The organism is Neorhizobium vignae, from assembly GCF_000732195.1.
Lineage (GTDB): Bacteria > Pseudomonadota > Alphaproteobacteria > Rhizobiales > Rhizobiaceae > Neorhizobium > Neorhizobium vignae.
This window is the reverse complement of the sequence record NZ_JNNU01000019.1, coordinates 13,664-32,294: the sequence shown is the minus strand read 5'-3', so window position 1 is coordinate 32,294 and position 18,631 is coordinate 13,664. Positions and strand designations below refer to the sequence as shown.

Below are 18,631 nucleotides of genomic sequence, written 5' to 3'. Positions count from 1 at the left end.
GACAACCACATCGCGAACCGCCCGCGAGGGCGTCGCTTTTTGCCGTGTCGAGGTTCTGCCGTGACTGTCTACCTGCCGATCGCAGAGCTGTCGGTGAACATCTTCATCATTCTGGGCATGGGCGCGGCCGTGGGCTTTCTCTCGGGCATGTTCGGCGTGGGCGGCGGCTTCCTGATCACGCCGCTCCTGATCTTCTACAACATCCCGCCCGTCGTGGCGGTCGCGACCGGCGCCAACCAGGTCGTCGCCTCGTCGATTTCGGGTGCGATCACCCATTTCAGGCGCGGCACGCTCGACATGAAGCTCGGTTCGGTGCTGCTGGTGGGCGGTCTTGCGGGGGCGACGGCGGGTGTCTGGGTCTTCTCCTGGCTGCGACGTATCGGACAGCTCGATCTGTTCATCTCGTTGCTCTACGTCGTGCTGCTGAGCTCGATCGGCGCGCTGATGCTGCAGGAAAGCGTGCGGGCGATGCGCCGGGCGAAGAACAACAATCCATTGCCGATCAAGCGCCCCGGCCAGCACAACTGGGTGCACCGGCTGCCGCTGAAGATGCGGTTCAAGAAATCGAAGATCTACCTTTCCGCCATTCCGATCGTCGGGCTTGGCTTCGGCATCGGCGTGCTGACCTCGATCATGGGTGTGGGCGGCGGCTTCATCATGGTGCCGGCGATGATCTATCTGTTGCGCATCCCGACCAATGTGGTCGTCGGCACCTCGCTGTTCCAGATCATTTTCGTGACCGCCTACACGACCATGGTACAGGCGGCGACCAACTATTCGGTCGACATCGTGCTGGCGACGATCCTGATGGTGGCGGGCGTGATCGGCGCCCAATACGGGGTTCGCGTCGGCCAGAAGCTGCGCGGCGAACAGCTGCGCGCGCTCCTGGCGCTGCTTGTGCTTGCCGTCGGCATCCGCCTGGCGGTCGGACTGATCGTCACGCCGAACGACGTCTATTCGGTCGCGGTCGGAGGGATGTCCTACTGATGCGCCGGTTTCTCCGCACCGCCCTCCTCCTGCCGCTTATGGCGCTCGCCTTCCCGGTCGAAGCGCAGGTGCCGTTCGGCCAGGCATCGGGCGTCAAGGAGGGGCTGGAGATCGGCAGTTCGACCAGCGAAATCGCCATCGCTTCGGATTTCCGCGGCGCCGACCTGACGATCTTCGGGGCGCTCACCAATGCCGACGAACTGTTCCTGGCAATCGGCCAGTACGACGTGGTGGTGACGCTCGAAGGTCCGAAGGACTATGCGACGGTGCGCAAGAAGGAGCGCGTCTTCGGGATCTGGATGAACACCGAGGGGATGACCTTCGAACAGGTGCCGGAAAGCTACTCGCTCGCCAGCACCCGGATGATCGACAGCATCGACGAGGCGCCGAGCCTCAACAATATCGGGGTCGGCATCGACCACCTGGCGCTGAACCCGGTCGGCTACATCCCCGATTCCGGCATCATCGGCGAGTTCCGCGACGCCTATCGGCGCCTGAAGCTGTCGAACGGACTTTATCAGCGCGACACCAGCGGCGTGCGCTTCGTCTCGTCGAGCCTGTTCCGCGCCTCGCTGAAACTGCCGGCCAACATTCCGGACGGGATGCACATGGTGCGCGCCTACCTGTTCAAGAGCGGCCAGCTGATCAACCAGCGGGAAATGCCGCTGCGGGTCGTCAAGACCGGCATCGAGCAGGCGATCACCGACGCCGCCCACGACCGCCCGCTCGCCTACGGTTTTCTCTGCGTGCTGATCGCCATCATCACCGGCTGGGGCGCCAGTATCGTCTTCCGCAAGGACTGATCATTCCGCGGCATCGGGCGCCGCCGCGTTGCGGGCGACGACTTCGAGATAGGCGGCGCGCAGGCGGTCGAAGACGGAAGGCTTGCCCGGATCGCGCGGCGCATGCAGATGCAGGACGCGCAGCTCGGCCATGAAATCCTCCCAGAGGGGCCGGCCGCCTTCCTCCAGCAGCTGCGCGCGGATCGAGAGCTCTTCGGACACCGGCATGAAACGGCGGCCCCAGGCGCCCATTTCCGCAAAGATCGGCACCAGGCGGATCGACATTTCCGTGAGGCTGTAGATCCCCTTCTGCTTGTGGCTCGGGTCGTCCTCGCGGGAAAGCAGGCCTCGCTCGACCAGCCGCTTCAGCCGGTCAGCGAGGATGTTGGAAGCGATGCCCTCCTCGGAATTCTGCAGCAGTTCGCGGAAGTGGCGGCGATTGCCGAACATGATGTCGCGGATGACGATCAGGCTCCAGCGGTCTCCGAGAACCTCCAGCGTCAGATTGATCGGGCAACCCGACCGATAGGCTTCGTTCATTTTTTTCTCCAATACCGCTTGCATTCTAAAATCAGTTTGGCTAGCTTTCAACTGCTTGCTTTTTGCAACTAGTTTAAACGCGATGGAGGATGGCATGAGAAAGCTGGTGGTCTGGAACCTGATGAGCCTCGATGGCTATTTCGAGGGGGAGAAGCCGTGGGACCTCGCCTTCCACAACTATGCCTGGGGTCCGGAGCTGGAAAAGCTCTCCGAACAGTTCGGCGAGGAAGGCGACCTCCTGGTGTTCGGCCGCAGGACCTACGAGGGCATGGCTGCCTACTGGCCGACCGCCGAGGAAGGCGCCAAGGTCAAGCACTACATGAACAATATCGCCAAGATCGCCGTGTCGAAGACGATAGAGGACGCGTCCTGGAACAATACCCGGGTCGTCAGCGATCCCGTTGCTGAACTCAGGAGGCTGAAGGGCGAGGACGGCAAGACGATCTTCATCTTCGGCAGCGCCGAACTGGTGGCCTCGCTGATGAAGGAAGGCCTCGTCGACGAATACCGGCTGTGCATCGCGCCGGTGCTTCTCGGTTCCGGCAACCCGCTCTTCAAGAAGGCCGAGCAGCAGACCGAGCTCAAGCTGCTGAGCTCGAATGTGGCGGCCAACGGCGCCGTGATCCTGACCTATGCAGTGGGCAAGGCGGCCTGACGCCGCAGGCGAACGACCGGCCGCGCTGCGCGGCCGGATCTCCACACCTCAGCCGCCTTCTCCCTTCGGCTAATTGCGCCTCGCCAAGCGCGATATATGGTCACCGTTCCCAGGGAGAAGGACGATGACCGATACGGAATGCGACGCGCCTGCGGAGCGGGAAAATGAGGGGGACGCCCGTCCGTCGCGGCCCGCCGGCGAACCTGTCGGCTTGGCCTGCCGGGACGGGATCGCTCTCCATGGACACCTCTGGCGGGCACGCTCCCCGGCCATCGGCAGCGTCGTCGTCAATCCGGCAACCGGGGTGCTTGCCCGTTATTATCACTATTATGCCGACTTCCTGGCCGGCGAAGGTTTCGACGTCCTGACCTACGACTATCGCGGCATCGGCCTTTCCCGGCCCGACAGCCTGAAGGGATGCGGCTATCGCTGGCGGGAATGGGGCGAGCAGGATTTCGACGCGGCGCTGAGGTTCATGGACGCGGCCCGGCCGGGACAACCGCTTTACGTCGTCGGTCACAGTATCGGCGGTTATCTGCCGGGGCTTTCACCGATGGCCAAACGCATCGACCGGATGCTGACCATGGGGGCGCAATATGCCTACTGGCCGGACTATGCCAGCGGCCATCGCCTGCGGCTGTTTCTGAAATGGCATCTGGTGATGCCGGCCCTGACTGCCGCCTTCGGCTATTTTCCCGGAAGGCGTCTCGGATGGCTGGAGGACCTGCCGGCGGGCGTGGCGAACGAATGGAGTTTTCGCCGGGCACGGATGGAGTGGACCCATCCGGTTGCGGAACGAGGCGATGTGCTGCGGCGCTTCGAAGCGGTAACGGCGCCGATCCTGGCGGTGACGATGTCGGACGACGACATCGGGACGGTGGCGGCAATCCGGCGCACACTCTGTTATTATCGCAATGCCCGGGTGACGCAGGTGCTGCTGAAGCCGGAGGATTACGGCCTGGCCGCCATCGGACATTTCAGCCTGTTCCACTCCCGGCATCGGGAAGGTTTCTGGCAGGATAGCCTTGGCTGGCTGCGGGATGGCATCAATCCCTGGTCCGGGCATGTGATTGCGTCGTGACGCCCGGGCCCGCGGCTTGCGCTGGATCAACGCATGATCCCGGGCATCTGCGATGATGTCACCAGATCAAAGGAGGCACAGATGTTCAAACATGTTCTGATCCCGACCGACGGCTCTCCGCTTTCGACCAGCGCGCTGGAAAAAGCGCTCGACTTCGCACGCGAGATCGGCGCGGAAGCCACCGTTCTGGTGGTAATGGAACCGCTGCAGGTCCTGACGCTCAATCCGACCGGCATGGAAGTCGCCTATGCGGAATACGACCGCCAGAACAACGCGGCGGCCGACGGCATTCTCGCCGACGCGAAGGAAGCGGCGAAACAACGGCTGGTCGCCTGCGAAACGGTAAAGCTTGGCAGCCTCGATCCGGCGAGTACCATCGTCGAGACCGCCGTCAACCACCATTGCGACGTCATCGCCATGGCCTCGCATGGCCGCTCCGGCTTCAAGGCCTTCATGCTCGGCAGCGTGACGATGAAAGTGCTGGCGCATTCCAAGGCGCCGGTACTGGTCTATCGGTAAGATCTGGTCTACGCCGGCGCTGGCTGCGGATGTTCGTTCAAAACCGGCCGGTCAGGCGGTGCTTTACACTTTCGATATTGCGGCGCACAATGCTCCCTTGGCCCGGGGGACAGCGAATGATGACCGTATTTGAAGGCCTAAAAGGGGAACTCGCCGCCGGCACGACAGTCTTGGCGCTTGTCGACTACAATGTCACCGAATTTCGTGACGGCGACATTTGCCGTTATGTCGGACATGTTCGCACCAAGCCCTCCATTCTGCGAACTGCACTGAACTCTCCGACCCTCCGGCTCGGCGGTCACCGCATAACCCTCAATGCGGTCGAGCATGAAGATTGGGTATCGTTTCATCTGGACAGGTTTCCCTGAGCGCAACGCTGGTTGTTGGATCTGATGAGACCGCAATCCTTGTCAGTACAGGCTGTTCGGCGTCGTCAGGGCTGTCGATGATGGATGGCATCCGCGTCCGCGCATGTGGTAGGACGCTTGGTCAACCGATCAGGTTGCCGTAGCGAACCGAATAGATGCGGTCGCGGCCGAGCAGATGCGCGACCAGAGCCTCGCGGTCGAACAGGCCGTGCATGGCCCGGTGGCGCAGGTCGAGGCCGCCGGCGAGCACGCCGAAAGCCGGCATGAGGAGGCGGGCGCCGTCGCTTGCAAAACACGGGCGGCGGACGGATTTTTCGCGTCGGCGCACGGTGGCCGACGGATGAAGATGGCCGGCAATCTCCCCCTTGCCCGAGATCAGGCTCGGCTCGTGGCGGAAGACGAGGCCGCCATAAAAGAGTTCGTCGGTGCAGGTTCCCGGAAGATCCACCGTGCCGTCGGGATCATGATTGCCGTTGATCCAGATCCAGTCGCGGCCGCGCGCCATCGCCGTGATCAGCGAGCGCAGGTCGGCCGGCAGGTGCTCCGAGCCCTTGCGGTCATGGAAATTGTCACCGAGCGAGACCACGACCTTCGGGTCGTAGCGGGTGATGACGGCCGACAGGATGTTGAGCGTGGCGATCGTATCGTAGGGCGGCAGCATCATGCCGCGGCGGGCGAAGGCAGCACCCTTTTCCAGATGCAGGTCTGAGACGACGAGCGTGCCGGTTTCCGGCAGATAGAGGCCCCCGAGCGGATCGCAGATGGCGAGAACACCGTTCACGACGATCTCTTCCGCGCCTGTTGCGGCCATTCCCCCTGAAATCGTTCGCGCCAATGCGAGGCGATGCATCAATTCAACGTCTTCCAGTCCAGCGTATCGCATCAGCCGAGAGCCTCCGCGATCAGTTCGTCGGCGGCTTCCTGCAGCACCGCGTCATGCGCCTCGCCCGGAACGCTCTCCTTGCCGATTTCGAGCATGATCGGAACGGCAAGCGGCGAAACGCGGTCGAGATCGCGATGGGTGATGTGCCCCCTGATTCGCGCCAGCATATCGCCTAATCGGGCAAGATCCAAAAGACCGGATGCCGCATCCCGCCGCGTCGCTTCCAAAAGCACGTGGTCCGGTTCGTGGCTGCGCAGCACGTCGTAGATGAGATCGGTCGAGACGGTGACCTGGCGACCGGTCTTTTCCTTGCCCGGATGGCGCCGCTCGATCAGGCCCGAAATCACGGCGCAATTGCGGAAAGTGCGCTTGAGCATATACGACTCGTCGAGCCAGGCTTCCAGGTCGTCGCCGAGCATGTCCTCGTCGAAAAGGTCGGAGAGGTTGAGGCGACCGGATTTGATCATCGCACCGATGTCGTTGAGGCCCCAGATGGCCAGCGAATAGTCGGTGGCGACGAAACCGAGCGGACGGGCACCGGCACGTTCCAGCCGGCGGGTGAGCAGCATGCCGAGCGTCTGGTGGGCGAGCCGCCCCTCGAAACAATAGGCGATCATGAAGAAGCGCTTTCCGCGCGGAAAGGTCTCGATCAGCAGTTCGTCCCGGGCAGGCAGCATCGAGCGTTCGCGCTGGATGTTCAGCCAGTCGCGGACCTGATCCGGCAGGGCGCCCCAGCGATCGGGGTCGGCCAGCATGCCGCGCACCTGATCGGCGAGATAGGTGGAGAGCGGAAACTTGCCGCCGGCATAGGCGGGGATTTTCGGATCGAGCGAGAAGGCGTTGGAGACCAGGCATTCGTTCTCCCGGATGCCCTCGAAGCGCAGCACCTTGCCGGCGAACAGGAAGGTATCACCCTGCACGAGTTGTTCGAGGAAATATTCCTCGACCTTGCCGAGCGACATGCCGCCGCGGCCCACCGTACCCTTTGCCAGCCCCTGGGCAGTGCGCTTCACCAGTCGGACATTGAGCTCGGTCGCCTCGACGATCGTGCCGAGGTTGAGGCGGTACTGCTGGGCGACGGCCGGGTTGGAGACACGCCAGCGGCCGTCGTTGGTCTTGCGGATCTTGGCGTAACGTTCGTAGGAGCGCAGCGCATAACCGCCGGTCGCCACGAAATCGACGATGCGCTCGAACATTTCCCAGGAGAGATCGGCATAGGGCGAGGCGGAGGTGATCTCGTCGTAGAGCGCGACCGGGTCGAAGGGTTCGGCGCAGGCCATGCCCAGCACATGCTGGGCGAGCACGTCGAGTGCACCCTCGCCGACCGGCGGCGTATCCTGGGCGCCGAGGTAATTGGCATCGAGCGCCGCCTGGCATTCCATCACCTCGAAACGGTTGGCCGGCACCAGGATCGCTTTCGACGGTTCGTCCATGCGGTGGTTGGAACGTCCGATGCGCTGGGCAAGACGCGAGGCACCCTTCGGGGCGCCGACATGCACCACGAGATCGACATCGCCCCAGTCCATGCCGAGATCGAGCGTGGAGGTCGCGACGACGGCGCGCAACTTGTTGGCGGCCATGGCGGCCTCGACCTTGCGGCGCTGGCCGGCATCGAGCGAGCCGTGATGCAGGGCGATCGGAAGATTGTCCTCGTTGATCGTCCACAGCGTCTGGAACAGCAGTTCCGCCTGGAAGCGGGTGTTGACGAAGATCAGCGTCGTCTTGTGGCGCTTGATCTCCTCGTAGACCTCAGGGATCGCATAGGTCGAGACATGGCCGGACCAGGGGATACGGTCCTCGGTGCGCATGATGGTGATATCAGGCGCCGCGCCGCCGGTCACATGCACGAGGCCTGCGGGCGGGCCCGGGTTTTCGCCTTCCGGAGCGTTCTGCGGAACCAGCCAGCGCTGCAGGTCCATGGGGTCGGAGACGGTGGCCGAGAGGCCGATGGTGCGCATGTGGGGCGCGTGACGGCGGATGCGGGCAAGGCCGAGCGACAGGAGGTGGCCGCGCTTGGAGGTGACCAGTGAATGAAGCTCGTCGAGAACCACGTATTTCAGGTCCTTGAAGAAACGTTCGGCCTCCTTGTTGGCCAGCAGCAAGGCGACCTGTTCCGGAGTGGTCAGGAGGATGTCCGGCGGATTGAGCTTCTGGCGCTGGCGTTTGGCCTGCGGCGTGTCGCCGGTGCGGTTTTCGATCGAGATCTCAAGGCCCATTTCGAAGACGGGCTTCATCAGGTTGCGCTCGATATCGACCGCGAGCGCCTTCAGGGGCGAGATGTAGAGCGTGTGGATGCCGGTGAAGGCGGAGCCGGGCGGGATCTTGCCGCGGCGCGTCAGATCGGTGAGCGACGGCAGGAAACCGGCGAGCGTCTTGCCGGCGCCGGTCGGCGCGATCAGCAGCATGTTTTCGCCCGAGGTGGAGCGGGCCAGCAGTTCCAGCTGATGGGCGCGCGGCTGCCAGCCCTTTTCCGCGAACCATTTCTGGAACGGCCGGGGCAGAAGCGCGGCGTCACGGCCGGAGGAATGGGTTTCGACGATATCCACGCCGTTAAGTTAAGAGAAAGCGGACGAAAAAGAAGGGGCTTGACGATGACGCGATAATCGTGGATAAATTTTATCCACGATATGGAGATGAGCGATGAAACTCGGCGACGGTGTCGAACAGGCGATCCACAGCATCAGCATGATGTCCAGCCTTACCGAAGGCGGGGTCCTGTCGGCCGCGGCGCTGGCGGAATTCCACGGGGTTTCGACCAGCTACCTGCTGAAACATCTCCAGGCGCTTTCGGGTGCCAGGCTGGTGGAAACGGTGCCGGGGCCGAAGGGCGGATACCGGCTCGCGAAGAAGCCGGAGGAGATCACGCTTCTCGATATCGTGCTCGCCGTCGAAGGACCGGCACCGGCCTTCCGCTGCGCCGAAATCCGCCAACGGGGGCCGAACCCGCTGCCGGGCCGCTATTTCACCAAACCCTGCGGCATCAACGCCGCGATGCTCAAGGCCGAAAAGGCCTATCGCGCCGAACTCGCCAAGGTGACGATCGCCGACATCCTGGCGGACCTCAGCGCAACCGACGACGGCGGGATCGCCGCCCGAGGCTGCGCCTTTTTGGAAATCAACGAACGCAGAACCGCCCGCTAAAGGGCCATGGGCACGCCGAAGGCGGCCATAAAACAAGGAGAAGACCATGCACCCCCGCATCAATATCTTCAAAGCTGCTCCGGATGCCCTGAAGGCAGTAATGGAGCTGGAAAACTATGTGCAGGCATCGGGACTCGACCGCCGCTTCATCCACCTCATCAAGCTGCGCGCGTCGATCATCAACGGCTGCGCCTTCTGCGTGGATATGCATGTCAAGGAATCGCGGCATGACGGGCTGAGCGAACAGTGGATCAACCTGATGAGCGTCTGGTGGGAGTCACCGGTCTACGACGACAAGGAACGCGCGCTGCTGGGCTGGGTCGATGCGGTGACCCGCATCGCCGATACCGGCATTCCGGACAGCGCGTTTGAAGCGCTGAAGGCACATTTCTCCGATGAGGAAATGATGAAGATCACCGTTGCGCTCGGCGCGATCAACACCTGGAACCGGCTAGCCGTCGGCTTCCGCAACCAGCATCCGGTCGACAAGCCGGTCAACAAGGCCGCCTGATCCACCTTTCGCCCTCGATCACCGCGCGACGATATACCGGTCGGAGCGGTGATTGATGGCGAGAACGAGATTGAGCACGACGGCGCCCAGCACCGACCACGCGACGGTGACGGGCGAAACCACCGCGAAGGCGCAGAGCATGACGCAAAGGTCGAAGGCGAGCTGGATGAGGCCCGCCTGGATGCCGAAGCGCTCCTGGATATAGATCGCCAGGATGCCGACCCCGCCGAGCGAGGCGCGGTGGCGGTAAAGCCCGAGCAGGCCGTAACCGAGCACCAGGCCGCCAAGCAGGGCGGCCCAGAACGGGTGCAGGTATTGGATCAGGAAGAAATGGCTTTCCAGTTCGGTGATGACCGAGACCAGCGCGATGGCGATGAAGGTCTTCAGCGAGAAGGCGAGGCCGAGGCGCCTGAACGACAGGTAATAGAACGGCAGGTTGACGATGAAGAACAAGAGGCCGAACGAGATCCCGAACGCATAATGCAGCAGGAAGGCGACGCCCGCGGTGCCGCCGGTCAGAAGGCCGACCTCGTTTAAAAAATAGAAGCCGAGCGCCGACACCATGGCGCCGATGAACAGGCCCTGCCCATCTTCGAGCAGCGTGTGTTGTGCCGGATCGGCGCTGTAAAATCCGAGACCGCGCCTCTGCTGCTCAGCCAATTTGAACCCCTCAGGTTTTCGGTGATATTGCACTGCAATAAAACCAGCGGCAAGGGTCTTCAAGCGGTCATCGGCGGGCAGGGAAAAAAGCAAGAAACGGCAGGTTCAGTCCGGCTTTCGCGACAGAAACAGAATGCCGTGGACGGGTTTTCCGGCATCCATGCGAATGACGGTGTTTTCGACCTTGAGGAGATCGAGGTCGAAGCGTGAAAGCAGTGTGCGGATATAGGCCTCTGAATGGGCGTAACGCAGGGAATCCCGCAGCACGAAGCCCTCCCTCTCGCCCGCATCCTCGACCGAGAACGCGAAGAGGCCAGCCGGCGACAGCAGCTCCAGGACCAGCGGGAAGACGGTTTCGAGCGAGCCCAGATACATCAGCACATCGGCCGCCGAGACGAGATCGGCGCGTTGGGCGGGGAGATCGCCGAACAGGCCGGATTCATTCGATGCGAGACTGAGGTCGGACTGGCCGAGATGGTCGTAGAGGCCCTTGGCCTGCGCCTTGGCCAGCATGTTGAGCGAAAGATCGAAACCTTCGAGGCGCTCGGTCCTGCCACGGATTTCGGCACCGAACAGGCCGGTGCCGCAACCCAGATCGACCGTAATGCGGAAAGGTCCGTGCGGCGTGACCAGCCCCGCCAGCTTGCCGGGCACGGAATAGCCGAGCTTTTCGACCAAAGCTGTGTCGAACCGGTCGGCATAATCGTCGAACAGGCCTTCGACATAACGGCTCGGCGGCCGGTCTGGCGTCTGCTCGGCGCCAATCAAGGCGAGCTTCAGGCGGGCGCCGAAAACGTCGTCCGGCCGCAGGGCCAAGGTCTTGCGGTAGGCGTCCGCGGCCGTGCCGAGACCGGTCTTGTCGCGATATTCGCCGAGCCGGAACCAGCCGGCGGCCCAGTCGGGCGTCAGTTCGAGCGCCTGTTCGATCAGCTCCGCCGCGGCCGCAAAATCTCCGCCCTCCGCCAGCATGCGGGCGTAATCGGCGCGGCGATCGGCGGTGGCATCGCCCGAGGAGAATTGGCTGGAAAACGGGCTGGGCGGCATGGATGATCCTCGAAGGTGGAGGTTCTTTGCCGAAGCCACAAAAAAACTCAAGTTCTATCTGAGGGGAAACGCTTGCGGTGGCAACGGCTGCCGACTATCTCTCATGGGAAATTCGGAGAAGGACAAGGATGGCGGACGGGGTCAACAAGTTCCTGGGCGATACGCTGGGCCGCACGATCGTCAAGCTGATCGTGGTGTGCCTGCTGGTGGGTTTCGTGCTGGCATTCTTCGGCTTCACGCCGGACAATATCGTCGACACGATCCGCTACTGGTTCCTGGACCTCTGGTATAACGGCTTCAGGGCACTCGGCCGGGTCGGCAATTATCTCGTGCTCGGCGCGATCATCGTCATTCCGATCTTCGTCATCCTGCGCCTGATGAGCTACCGCCGCTGACATGACTTCGCTGATCAAACCCTCGCGGCGGGACCTTCTCGTCTTTTCCGGCATGGCGCTGGTGCTTGCCGGCTGCTCCACCACGGCCGTCCTGACGCCGACTGCCGGCGCCGAGGACGAGACCCAGGCAGCCCTTCCAATGGTCAACAAGCTGCGTCAAAGCCGCGGCCTGTCTGCGCTGACGCTCGACATGCCGGCGCGCAAGGCCGCCGCCCGGCAGGCGGTTCGCATGGCGAAAGCCAACGAGATGAAGCACCTGATCGGTTTCGGCGACAGTTTCGGCGCCCGGATGAAGAGCAGTGACGTGGCCCTGCCGGCAGCCGAAAACATCGCCAGCGGGCAGGATACGGTCGCAGCCGCCGTTCAGGCCTGGATCGATTCGCCGAAACATCTCGAAAACATGCTCGGCTCCTACCGGGGGCTCGGAGTTGCCATGGCGCGGACCTCCGTTGGCGCCCGGCCCTATTGGGCCATGGTCCTTTCCGGCTGACCCATGGAGAACGGGGGGCGTAACCACGAGACCGGAGCTGCCAGGCCGTTCGACGTGACGCACCGGCTGGTGCTCGGCATCGCCATCCCTATGACGCTCGGGTTTCTGACGACGCCGCTGCTCGGGCTTACCGATACCGCGGTGGTCGGGCAACTCGGTCAGGCGGAAGCGTTGGCAGGTCTGGCGATCGGCGCCATCCTCTTCGACCTCATCTATGGCAGCCTCAGCTTTTTCCGCACCTCGACCACCGGGCTGGTGGCGCAGGCCTTCGGCCGAGGCGACCGCCGAGAACAGCAGGCGGTGTTCTGGCGGGCTTTTCTGAGCGCGCTCGGCCTCGGGGTGATCATGCTGGCCTTCTCGCCGCTGATCCTTCGATATGCGCCGGACCTGATGACCAGCGATCCGGCCGTGGCCGACGTGACGCGGCACTATTTCGGCATCCGGGTGCTGACAAGCCCGGCAACCTTCGCCAATTTCGCCATTCTCGGCTTCGTGCTCGGGCAGGGTCAGGGCATGCTCGGGCTCGCGCTGCAGATCATCCTCAACGGTACCAATATCGTGCTCGCCATCCTGTTCGGCCTGGTGTTCGGCTGGGGCGTGGCGGGCGTCGCCTGGGCGACCGCGGCGGCGGAAGTCACCGCCGTGGTGATCGGCCTCGTCATCCTCAGCCGGCAGTTTTCCGCCTCCCATCGGCCGACGCGCGCGGACATTTTCGACGCCACCAAGCTGCGTCAGCTCTTCCAGCTCAATGCCGACATCCTGATCCGCTCGCTGATATTGAACGGCGCGTTTGCGGTGCTGACCCGCGTCGGGTCGAGCTTCGGGGCGGTGACGCTGGCCGCGAATGCGGTGCTGATGAACATCTTCATGCTGTCGGCCTTCTTCCTCGACGGGCTCGCGGGTGCCGCCGAACAGCTCGCCGGCCGGGCGGTGGGCGCAAAGTACCGACCGTCCTTCGACCGGGCGCTGAAGCTGACCGGCCTCTGGTCCTTCCTGATGGCAGGCGTGGTCGGGCTGTTCTTCTTGGTCTTCGGCCAGCCGATCATCGAACTTCTGACCACTTCGGAAGACGTGCGACGGGAGGCCTATGTCTATCTCGGCTGGGCGGCAGTGACCGGCTTGTCCGGTGTGCTCGCCTTCCAGATGGACGGCGTGTTCATCGGCGCCACCTGGTCGCGCGAGATGCGCAACATGATGCTGGTCTCATTTGCGGGCTATTGCGTCAGCCTCGCCGTGCTCGTGCCGACGATGGGCAATCACGGGCTCTGGCTGTCGCTCAACCTGTTCCTCTTGATGCGCGGCTTCTTCCTGGCGGCCATGCTGCCGCGCAAGGCGCGTCAGAGTTTTATCCCTGCCCATTGATCGAGGCGGGTATCCCGCAGTTTTCGGATCGAAGTGACCTTCTCGCGGTCGAGAAGGCCCGAGAGCCCCTTGACGATCGTTGCCGGCAGGCCGGGCCCTTCGTAGACCATGCAGGAATAGAGCTGCACGAGATCGGCGCCGGCGCGGATCTTCTCGAGCGCATCTGCCGCACTTGAAACGCCGCCGACGCCGATGAGGGCAAGGTCCGGGCCGATGCGTTTGCGCACTTTTGCAAGGACTGCCGTCGAGCGCTGGAAGAGCGGGGCGCCGGAAAGGCCGCCCGCCTCCTTCGCCTGGGCCTGGTCCTTCAGTCCATCTCGGGCGAGCGTCGTGTTGGAGACGATCAGCCCGTCGAGCGGATGGGATGTGGCCTCGGCCGCGATATCGTCCAGGCCCTCCTCGGTCAGATCGGGGGCGATCTTCAGGAAGACCGGAACGGTCCGGCCATGGCGCAGCGCCTCTTCGGCGCGGGTGGCCAGCACGGCGTCAAGCAGCGCCTTCAGGCTGTCGCGCGCCTGCAGGTCCCGCAGGCCGGGCGTATTGGGCGAGGAGATGTTGACGGTGAAATATGTGGCGAGCGCATAGAATCTTCGGATTCCGGCGACGTAGTCGGCGACCCGGTCGGCCGCATCCTTGTTGGCGCCGATATTGACGCCGACGATGCCTGGCGCGTTGCGCCGCGCGGTCAGGCGCGTGAACGCCGCCTCATGGCCCTCGTTGTTGAAGCCGAGCCGATTGATGACGCCGCGGTCCTCCACCAGGCGGAAGATGCGCGGCTTGTCGTTGCCGGCCTGCGGTTTTGGCGTCACGGTGCCGATCTCGGTAAAGCCGAAGCCGAGCTTCAGCATCGCATCCGGCACCTCGGCATTCTTGTCATAACCGGCCGCAAGCCCGATCGGATTTGCAAAGCGAATCCCGGCGACGGTCTGGGCAAGCCGCGGATCGAGGGCCAGGCGGCAGGCGGGCACGAGGCCGGTTTTGAGGGCGGCGATCGACAGGCCGTGCGCAGTTTCCGGATCGAAAACGAAAAGGCTGCGCGAGGCAAGCCCGGCAAAGGGGCCGATCATGGCATTTTCTCCGGAAAGGCATGGAGGCCGTCGACGCCGATCAGCAGCGGCATTTCCCAAAGGACGGCCGAAACAGGCAGGGTGCCGTAAAGATGCGGGAAAAGATCGCCGCCCCGCGAGGCTTCGTATTTCAGCGCCTCGCCGAGACCAGGCGCATTGACCGCGACCAGCATCAGGCCGGCGACGCCGGCAAAGTGCAGCCTTGCGGTCTCCTTCGCCTGCGTACCGGTCGAGAAATGGATGTAGCCGTCCCTGAGGTCGATTTCGGCGCCCTCGAAGACACCTTTTTGCTTTGCCTGGCGCCAAAGCGTTTCCGGCACGATCTTGTACACTATATCCGTCATCATGAACTCTCGGGGACCTGCTATTCTCCGACCGTTTGCCGCAAAGCCCGGCGCTTGTCCACCGTTACAACAGGAGGACCACAACATGAAAACGCTCGCATTGATGACTTGCATACTGCTCTTGCCGCTTTCCGCCTCGGCGCAACAAGCGCAGACGAACCGTTTCCAGCTTCAGCGTACAGAGACCGGCATCGTCCGGCTCGATACCGAAACCGGCGCAATGACGCTCTGCCGCGACGAGAACGGCACGCTCGCCTGCCGCATGCAGCCCGACGAGAGGGCAGCCTACGAACAGGAGCTCGACCGGCTGGCCAAACGCGTCACCGCGCTCGAGGAGCGGCTCAGCAACATTCCGCCGGACGCCTTGTCGAAGGCGCTTCCGAGCGATGCGGAAGTCGACCGCTCGTTGTCGATCATGGAGAAGTTCATGCGGCGCTTCATGGCGATCGTCGGCGAGTTCGCGAATGAGCGGGAAGCCGATAAACCACAACCCAATCGTACGTGATTTCCCGCACTTGTTTCGGGTCTGCGAGAGGTTTACAACTTTCTAAGATTCATTGGCACGACTATGCTCTTGGGAGGGGGCGTGGAGATGCAGACACTCACGATCATCATAGCAGACGACCACCCGCTGTTTCGCGGCGCGCTCAGCCATTCGGTGCGGGGCATCGCCGAAGAACTCGTGATCATCGAGGCCGGCGATTTCGAGGCGGCGCGGCGGGCGGCCGAAAACAATCCCGATGCCGACCTGATGCTGCTCGACCTCGCCATGCCGGGTGTCAGCGGCTTTTCCGGACTGATGTCGCTGCGCGCCGAATTTTCCGGCCTGCCGATCGTCATCGTCTCGGCCAGCGACGATTGCGCCACCATCCGCAGGGCGCTTGAACTCGGCGCCTCCGGCTTCATCTCGAAATCCTCCGGGCTCGACGATATCCGCACCGGCATCCAGACGGTGCTGGAGGGCGACATATGGGCGCCGAAGGACTATCTCGCCGGACCGGAAGAAGATGCGGGCCTTACCGAGATCATCGAACGGCTGAAGACGCTGACGCCGCAGCAGAACCGGGTGCTCTCCATGCTCGGCGAAGGACTGCTCAACAAGCAGATCGCCTATGAACTCGGCGTCTCCGAGGCGACCATCAAGGCGCATGTCTCGGCAATCCTCCTCAAGCTCAATGTCGACAGCCGCACCCAGGCGGTGATCAAGCTCGGCAAGATCAATATGGCGCTCGTGGCCTGACACGAGCCATGGCTGGAACAGGATTTTATTCCTCTCATCCCTTTACGCGAGGCTGAGGTTCCGTTAAAATTCGGGGTGCGCGCGAGCCGGCAGCCCGCTGGAACGAGGCGTTCAAGAGTCCGGTCGACAAAAGTCTGATCGGTAGGGTTCTGATCGAGAGGTTCGCAGAGCGCTGGATTGTCCGGCTTTGTCTCGCGCACCGGTCACGGGTACGGACGACGATGCTGTCACATGAGACGATCTGGAGCGCGATCGATACGCTCGCCCAACGCCACCAGCTGACGCCTTCCGGGCTGGCGCGACGCGCCGGCCTCGATCCCACCTCGTTCAACAAGTCGAAACGGCTCGGTCCGGACGGACGGCTGCGCTGGCCGTCGACGGAATCGATCGCCAAGGTGCTCGAGGCGACGGGCGCCACAATCGACCAGTTCATGAGCTACCTGCCCGCCGTTCCCGGCCGCTCCTCGATCCCGGAAGGCAATTTCCCGCCGCAGAACGGCTCCATCCCGCTGCTCGGGTTTGCCCAGGCCGGCGCCGGCGGCTTTTTCGACGATGGCGGGTTTCCGGCCGGCCAGGGCTGGGACGTGGTGGAATTTCCAGTCGATCCCTCCCGCAAGGTGGGCGTCTATGCGCTGGAAGTCCAGGGCGAATCGATGATGCCGCTCTATCGCGACGGCGACGTGCTGATCGTCGAGCCCGGCGCGCAGGTGCGCCGCGGCGACCGCGTGGTCCTCAAGACCAAGGAGGGCGAGGTGATGGCAAAAGTGCTCGCCCGCCAGAGCGCCCGGACTGTGGAGCTGCTCTCCCTCAATCCGGAACATCCGAACCGCACCTTCGACCTTTCCGACGTGGAATGGATAGCCCGCATCATCTGGGCGAGCCAATAAGCCAGTAAGTAAGTAGGAAACTGCTCCTACCCAGCCATCAATAAAGCCCGTTCGGGAAATAGCGCAGGTAGATATCCTGCAGCCGGCCGTTGCGCGACAGAACGCTGAGCGCCTGGTCGAAGGCGGCTGTCAGGAGCGGATCGTTCTTGCGGAGCATGATCGACAGGCCTTCGCCGAGAAATTTCTCCGACAGATAGGGGCCGTCGAAGAGGGCGCAGCATTTTGCCGAACCTTCGCCCGCCACCCAGAAGGGCAGTCTCAGGCCATCGGAAAAGGCGGCATCCACCTTGCCCGCCTTCAGGGCCTCCAGCATCGTCTCGTAACTGTCGAACGGTACGGCGGCGATCTTCGGAAAGAACGCCTTCAGCATCAGCTCATGGGCGTTCCCCCTGACGACGCCGACGGGCCTGCCGGAAAGCGCTGCCGCCGTATTCCCGTCGATCCGGGCCTTCAGGTTGCGGGCGAAACGCGCCGGCACGCCGAGATAAGGCCGCGAGAAGGCAAACCGCTGCCGCCGCTCCGGCGTCACGGCCATGCCGGCCAACACCGCTTCGCCGGCGCCGCCCTCCAGGGCCTTTTCCAGCTCGTCGAAAGGCAGCGCCTGGATCTGGCACTTCGCCTCGATCTTCAGCTCGGCGCAGATTTCGCGGGCAAGATCGACATTGAAGCCGGCAAGCCTGCCTGTCTGGTCGGCGAAATTGAACGGCGGAAAATCGACGCTCGTCAGGATGCGGACCCGGATCACGGTGGAAAGATCGGGGCGGGCGAGCCGCTCCTTGGCATCGAACATCAGGGGCAGCGGACTGCTGCCTTCGGCAGCCCGAGCGGGGACAGCGGCGGCCACAATTCCACCGGTTAGAAGGCAAAGCCGCAGAAGACTGAAGAACCCCTTGATTTTCGGGGATGCAGTCATGGGGTGCATCTCTATGATCCAGATCGGGACAGTTGGGGCGCTCGCTTGCGGGCGGTGTAGCAGAGACATGCGCTTGAGGGAATATCCGCCAGCAGCGCTGCCAGTGCAAGATGATGCGCGTAACAATTCGATGTCGTCCGCAAACCCGTCGGGCGACACCGGCAGACGACGGTCAAAAGAAGCTGATCCCTCAGCCGTGCGTGGCATGCCGGAACATTTCTGCTCCCCGGGCGTCAGGTAGAAGGCTCTGGCAATGGAGGAACCATGCCCACCTACTACCGTTATCACGGCGGGACGCCCGAGCCCGGCGCCCTTGTCATCAAGTTCTATCATTCCGGCGACGAGATCCGCGGCTTTATCCGCAAGATTGCCGAACCCTCCGAAGACGATGCTATTTTTCCAGGAGAGGAAATGGAACCGGAAGCCGCCTTCCGGATGGCCGAGAACAGGAACCGCGGACCGGACAAGCTGCCGATCTTCGTCGAGCTTTCGGAAGGAGTTCAATGGGACACTGCCTGGGGCAGGTTGATGTGATGGAGGCTCGAGACCGCGGCGTTGCCTTCCGCGCGCAGATCGGGCCTGCACGCTTCGCACCTCTTGGTAGCAGCAAACAACCAGCCAAGCTATTGATCCAGGGTTCGCAGTGAAGTGCGGATACTTCGAAGTGGACTATTCACAATGACGGACCTTCCGTCGTATCTACCCGCCCAGAAGAAGCCGCCCGGTGCATGGCTGAGCCCAGTTGTCACCCTCGTGCTGCGC

Annotated in this window: 23 protein-coding genes; 15 read left to right on the top strand and 8 right to left on the bottom strand. The window is 63.2% G+C overall.

Annotated features, from left to right (window positions below):
* Positions 1 to 60: 60 nt before the first annotated feature.
* Complete coding sequence (locus tag GQ59_RS25480; protein WP_037086641.1) at positions 61 to 987, top strand: sulfite exporter TauE/SafE family protein; 927 nt, start codon at positions 61 to 63, stop codon at positions 985 to 987.
* A complete protein-coding gene (locus tag GQ59_RS25475; protein ID WP_037086638.1) occupies positions 987 to 1,790 on the top strand; it encodes a TIGR02186 family protein in 804 nt (267 codons plus the stop codon). Before GQ59_RS25480 ends, GQ59_RS25475 begins: the two co-directional genes overlap by 1 nt.
* Here GQ59_RS25475 and GQ59_RS25470 read toward each other — a convergent pair whose 3' ends face one another.
* The gene (locus GQ59_RS25470) at positions 1,791 to 2,309 is read right to left on the bottom strand and encodes a winged helix-turn-helix transcriptional regulator (protein WP_037086636.1); all 519 of its coding nucleotides are present in this window, start codon (positions 2,307 to 2,309) and stop codon (positions 1,791 to 1,793) included.
* Between the two features lie 94 nt (positions 2,310 to 2,403).
* Here GQ59_RS25470 and GQ59_RS25465 point away from each other — a divergent pair, with 94 nt between their 5' ends.
* The 4 genes from GQ59_RS25465 to GQ59_RS32120 all read left to right on the top strand — a co-directional run bounded on the left by GQ59_RS25465 (position 2,404) and on the right by GQ59_RS32120 (position 4,932).
* Entirely contained in the window at positions 2,404 to 2,964 is a 561-nt protein-coding gene (locus tag GQ59_RS25465; RefSeq protein WP_037086634.1) for a dihydrofolate reductase family protein, read from the top strand.
* A 124-nt stretch (positions 2,965 to 3,088) separates the two neighbouring features.
* The gene (locus tag GQ59_RS25460; protein WP_037086632.1) at positions 3,089 to 4,045 is read left to right on the top strand and encodes an alpha/beta hydrolase family protein; all 957 of its coding nucleotides are present in this window, start codon (positions 3,089 to 3,091) and stop codon (positions 4,043 to 4,045) included.
* Between the two features lie 81 nt (positions 4,046 to 4,126).
* Positions 4,127 to 4,564, top strand: coding sequence for a universal stress protein (locus GQ59_RS25455; protein ID WP_037086679.1), 438 nt, complete (start codon positions 4,127 to 4,129; stop codon positions 4,562 to 4,564).
* 116 nt (positions 4,565 to 4,680) lie between these two features.
* A complete protein-coding gene (locus GQ59_RS32120) occupies positions 4,681 to 4,932 on the top strand; it encodes a hypothetical protein (protein WP_152564460.1) in 252 nt (83 codons plus the stop codon).
* Between the two features lie 121 nt (positions 4,933 to 5,053).
* Here the strand turns inward: GQ59_RS32120 and pdeM are convergent, their stop codons facing one another.
* Positions 5,054 to 5,782: a ligase-associated DNA damage response endonuclease PdeM gene (pdeM, locus tag GQ59_RS25445; protein WP_037086677.1), complete on the bottom strand. Its 729-nt coding sequence runs from the start codon at positions 5,780 to 5,782 to the stop codon at positions 5,054 to 5,056.
* Positions 5,783 to 5,814: 32 nt separating this feature from the next.
* Positions 5,815 to 8,361, bottom strand: a complete 2,547-nt coding sequence (locus GQ59_RS25440) for a ligase-associated DNA damage response DEXH box helicase (protein WP_051904208.1) — start codon at positions 8,359 to 8,361, stop codon at positions 5,815 to 5,817.
* Between the two features lie 94 nt (positions 8,362 to 8,455).
* On the opposite strand from GQ59_RS25440, the gene GQ59_RS25435 reads away from it, so the two are divergent.
* Both GQ59_RS25435 and GQ59_RS25430 read left to right on the top strand, forming a co-directional pair.
* Positions 8,456 to 8,956, top strand: a complete 501-nt coding sequence (locus tag GQ59_RS25435; protein WP_037086629.1) for an Rrf2 family transcriptional regulator — start codon at positions 8,456 to 8,458, stop codon at positions 8,954 to 8,956.
* A 46-nt stretch (positions 8,957 to 9,002) separates the two neighbouring features.
* On the top strand, positions 9,003 to 9,467 hold the full coding sequence (locus tag GQ59_RS25430) for a carboxymuconolactone decarboxylase family protein (protein WP_037086627.1): 465 nt from the start codon (positions 9,003 to 9,005) through the stop codon (positions 9,465 to 9,467).
* Between the two features lie 18 nt (positions 9,468 to 9,485).
* On the opposite strand, the gene GQ59_RS25425 is transcribed toward GQ59_RS25430, so the two are convergent.
* Both GQ59_RS25425 and GQ59_RS25420 read right to left on the bottom strand, forming a co-directional pair.
* Positions 9,486 to 10,127 carry a YitT family protein gene (locus tag GQ59_RS25425; protein WP_037086625.1) on the bottom strand — a complete coding sequence of 214 codons (642 nt, stop codon included), beginning with the start codon at positions 10,125 to 10,127 and terminating at the stop codon, positions 9,486 to 9,488.
* Positions 10,128 to 10,232: 105 nt separating this feature from the next.
* Positions 10,233 to 11,171: a class I SAM-dependent DNA methyltransferase gene (locus GQ59_RS25420; RefSeq protein WP_037086623.1), complete on the bottom strand. Its 939-nt coding sequence runs from the start codon at positions 11,169 to 11,171 to the stop codon at positions 10,233 to 10,235.
* Between the two features lie 128 nt (positions 11,172 to 11,299).
* On the opposite strand from GQ59_RS25420, the gene GQ59_RS25415 reads away from it, so the two are divergent.
* From GQ59_RS25415 to GQ59_RS25405, 3 genes are read left to right on the top strand one after another with little or no spacing between them, the layout of a single operon-like run.
* Positions 11,300 to 11,566 carry a DUF6460 domain-containing protein gene (locus tag GQ59_RS25415; protein WP_037086621.1) on the top strand — a complete coding sequence of 89 codons (267 nt, stop codon included), beginning with the start codon at positions 11,300 to 11,302 and terminating at the stop codon, positions 11,564 to 11,566.
* A gap of 1 nt (position 11,567) precedes the next feature.
* Complete coding sequence (locus GQ59_RS25410; protein ID WP_037086619.1) at positions 11,568 to 12,056, top strand: CAP domain-containing protein; 489 nt, start codon at positions 11,568 to 11,570, stop codon at positions 12,054 to 12,056.
* A 3-nt stretch (positions 12,057 to 12,059) separates the two neighbouring features.
* Positions 12,060 to 13,418 (top strand): MATE family efflux transporter, encoded by a 1,359-nt coding sequence (locus GQ59_RS25405; protein WP_037086617.1) that lies wholly within the window; start codon positions 12,060 to 12,062, stop codon positions 13,416 to 13,418.
* Here the strand turns inward: GQ59_RS25405 and GQ59_RS25400 are convergent.
* A complete protein-coding gene (locus GQ59_RS25400; RefSeq protein ID WP_037086615.1) occupies positions 13,394 to 14,485 on the bottom strand; it encodes a quinone-dependent dihydroorotate dehydrogenase in 1,092 nt (363 codons plus the stop codon). The two genes, GQ59_RS25405 and GQ59_RS25400, sit on opposite strands and share 25 nt — an antisense overlap.
* Positions 14,482 to 14,832: a DUF952 domain-containing protein gene (locus GQ59_RS25395; protein ID WP_037086613.1), complete on the bottom strand. Its 351-nt coding sequence runs from the start codon at positions 14,830 to 14,832 to the stop codon at positions 14,482 to 14,484. Before GQ59_RS25395 ends, GQ59_RS25400 begins: the two co-directional genes overlap by 4 nt.
* An 82-nt stretch (positions 14,833 to 14,914) precedes the next feature.
* On the opposite strand from GQ59_RS25395, the gene GQ59_RS25390 reads away from it, so the two are divergent.
* From GQ59_RS25390 to GQ59_RS25380, 3 genes are all read left to right on the top strand, one after another.
* The gene (locus GQ59_RS25390; protein WP_037086611.1) at positions 14,915 to 15,334 is read left to right on the top strand and encodes a hypothetical protein; all 420 of its coding nucleotides are present in this window, start codon (positions 14,915 to 14,917) and stop codon (positions 15,332 to 15,334) included.
* 87 nt (positions 15,335 to 15,421) lie between these two features.
* On the top strand, positions 15,422 to 16,069 hold the full coding sequence (locus GQ59_RS25385; RefSeq protein ID WP_037086609.1) for a response regulator: 648 nt from the start codon (positions 15,422 to 15,424) through the stop codon (positions 16,067 to 16,069).
* Positions 16,070 to 16,290: 221 nt separating this feature from the next.
* Positions 16,291 to 16,956 (top strand): S24 family peptidase, encoded by a 666-nt coding sequence (locus GQ59_RS25380; protein WP_037086607.1) that lies wholly within the window; start codon positions 16,291 to 16,293, stop codon positions 16,954 to 16,956.
* Between the two features lie 37 nt (positions 16,957 to 16,993).
* Here the strand turns inward: GQ59_RS25380 and GQ59_RS25375 are convergent, their stop codons facing one another.
* Positions 16,994 to 17,878: a transporter substrate-binding domain-containing protein gene (locus GQ59_RS25375; RefSeq protein WP_037086605.1), complete on the bottom strand. Its 885-nt coding sequence runs from the start codon at positions 17,876 to 17,878 to the stop codon at positions 16,994 to 16,996.
* Between the two features lie 255 nt (positions 17,879 to 18,133).
* On the opposite strand from GQ59_RS25375, the gene GQ59_RS25370 reads away from it, so the two are divergent.
* Positions 18,134 to 18,403 carry a hypothetical protein gene (locus GQ59_RS25370; protein ID WP_037086603.1) on the top strand — a complete coding sequence of 90 codons (270 nt, stop codon included), beginning with the start codon at positions 18,134 to 18,136 and terminating at the stop codon, positions 18,401 to 18,403.
* Positions 18,404 to 18,631 lie beyond the last annotated feature (228 nt).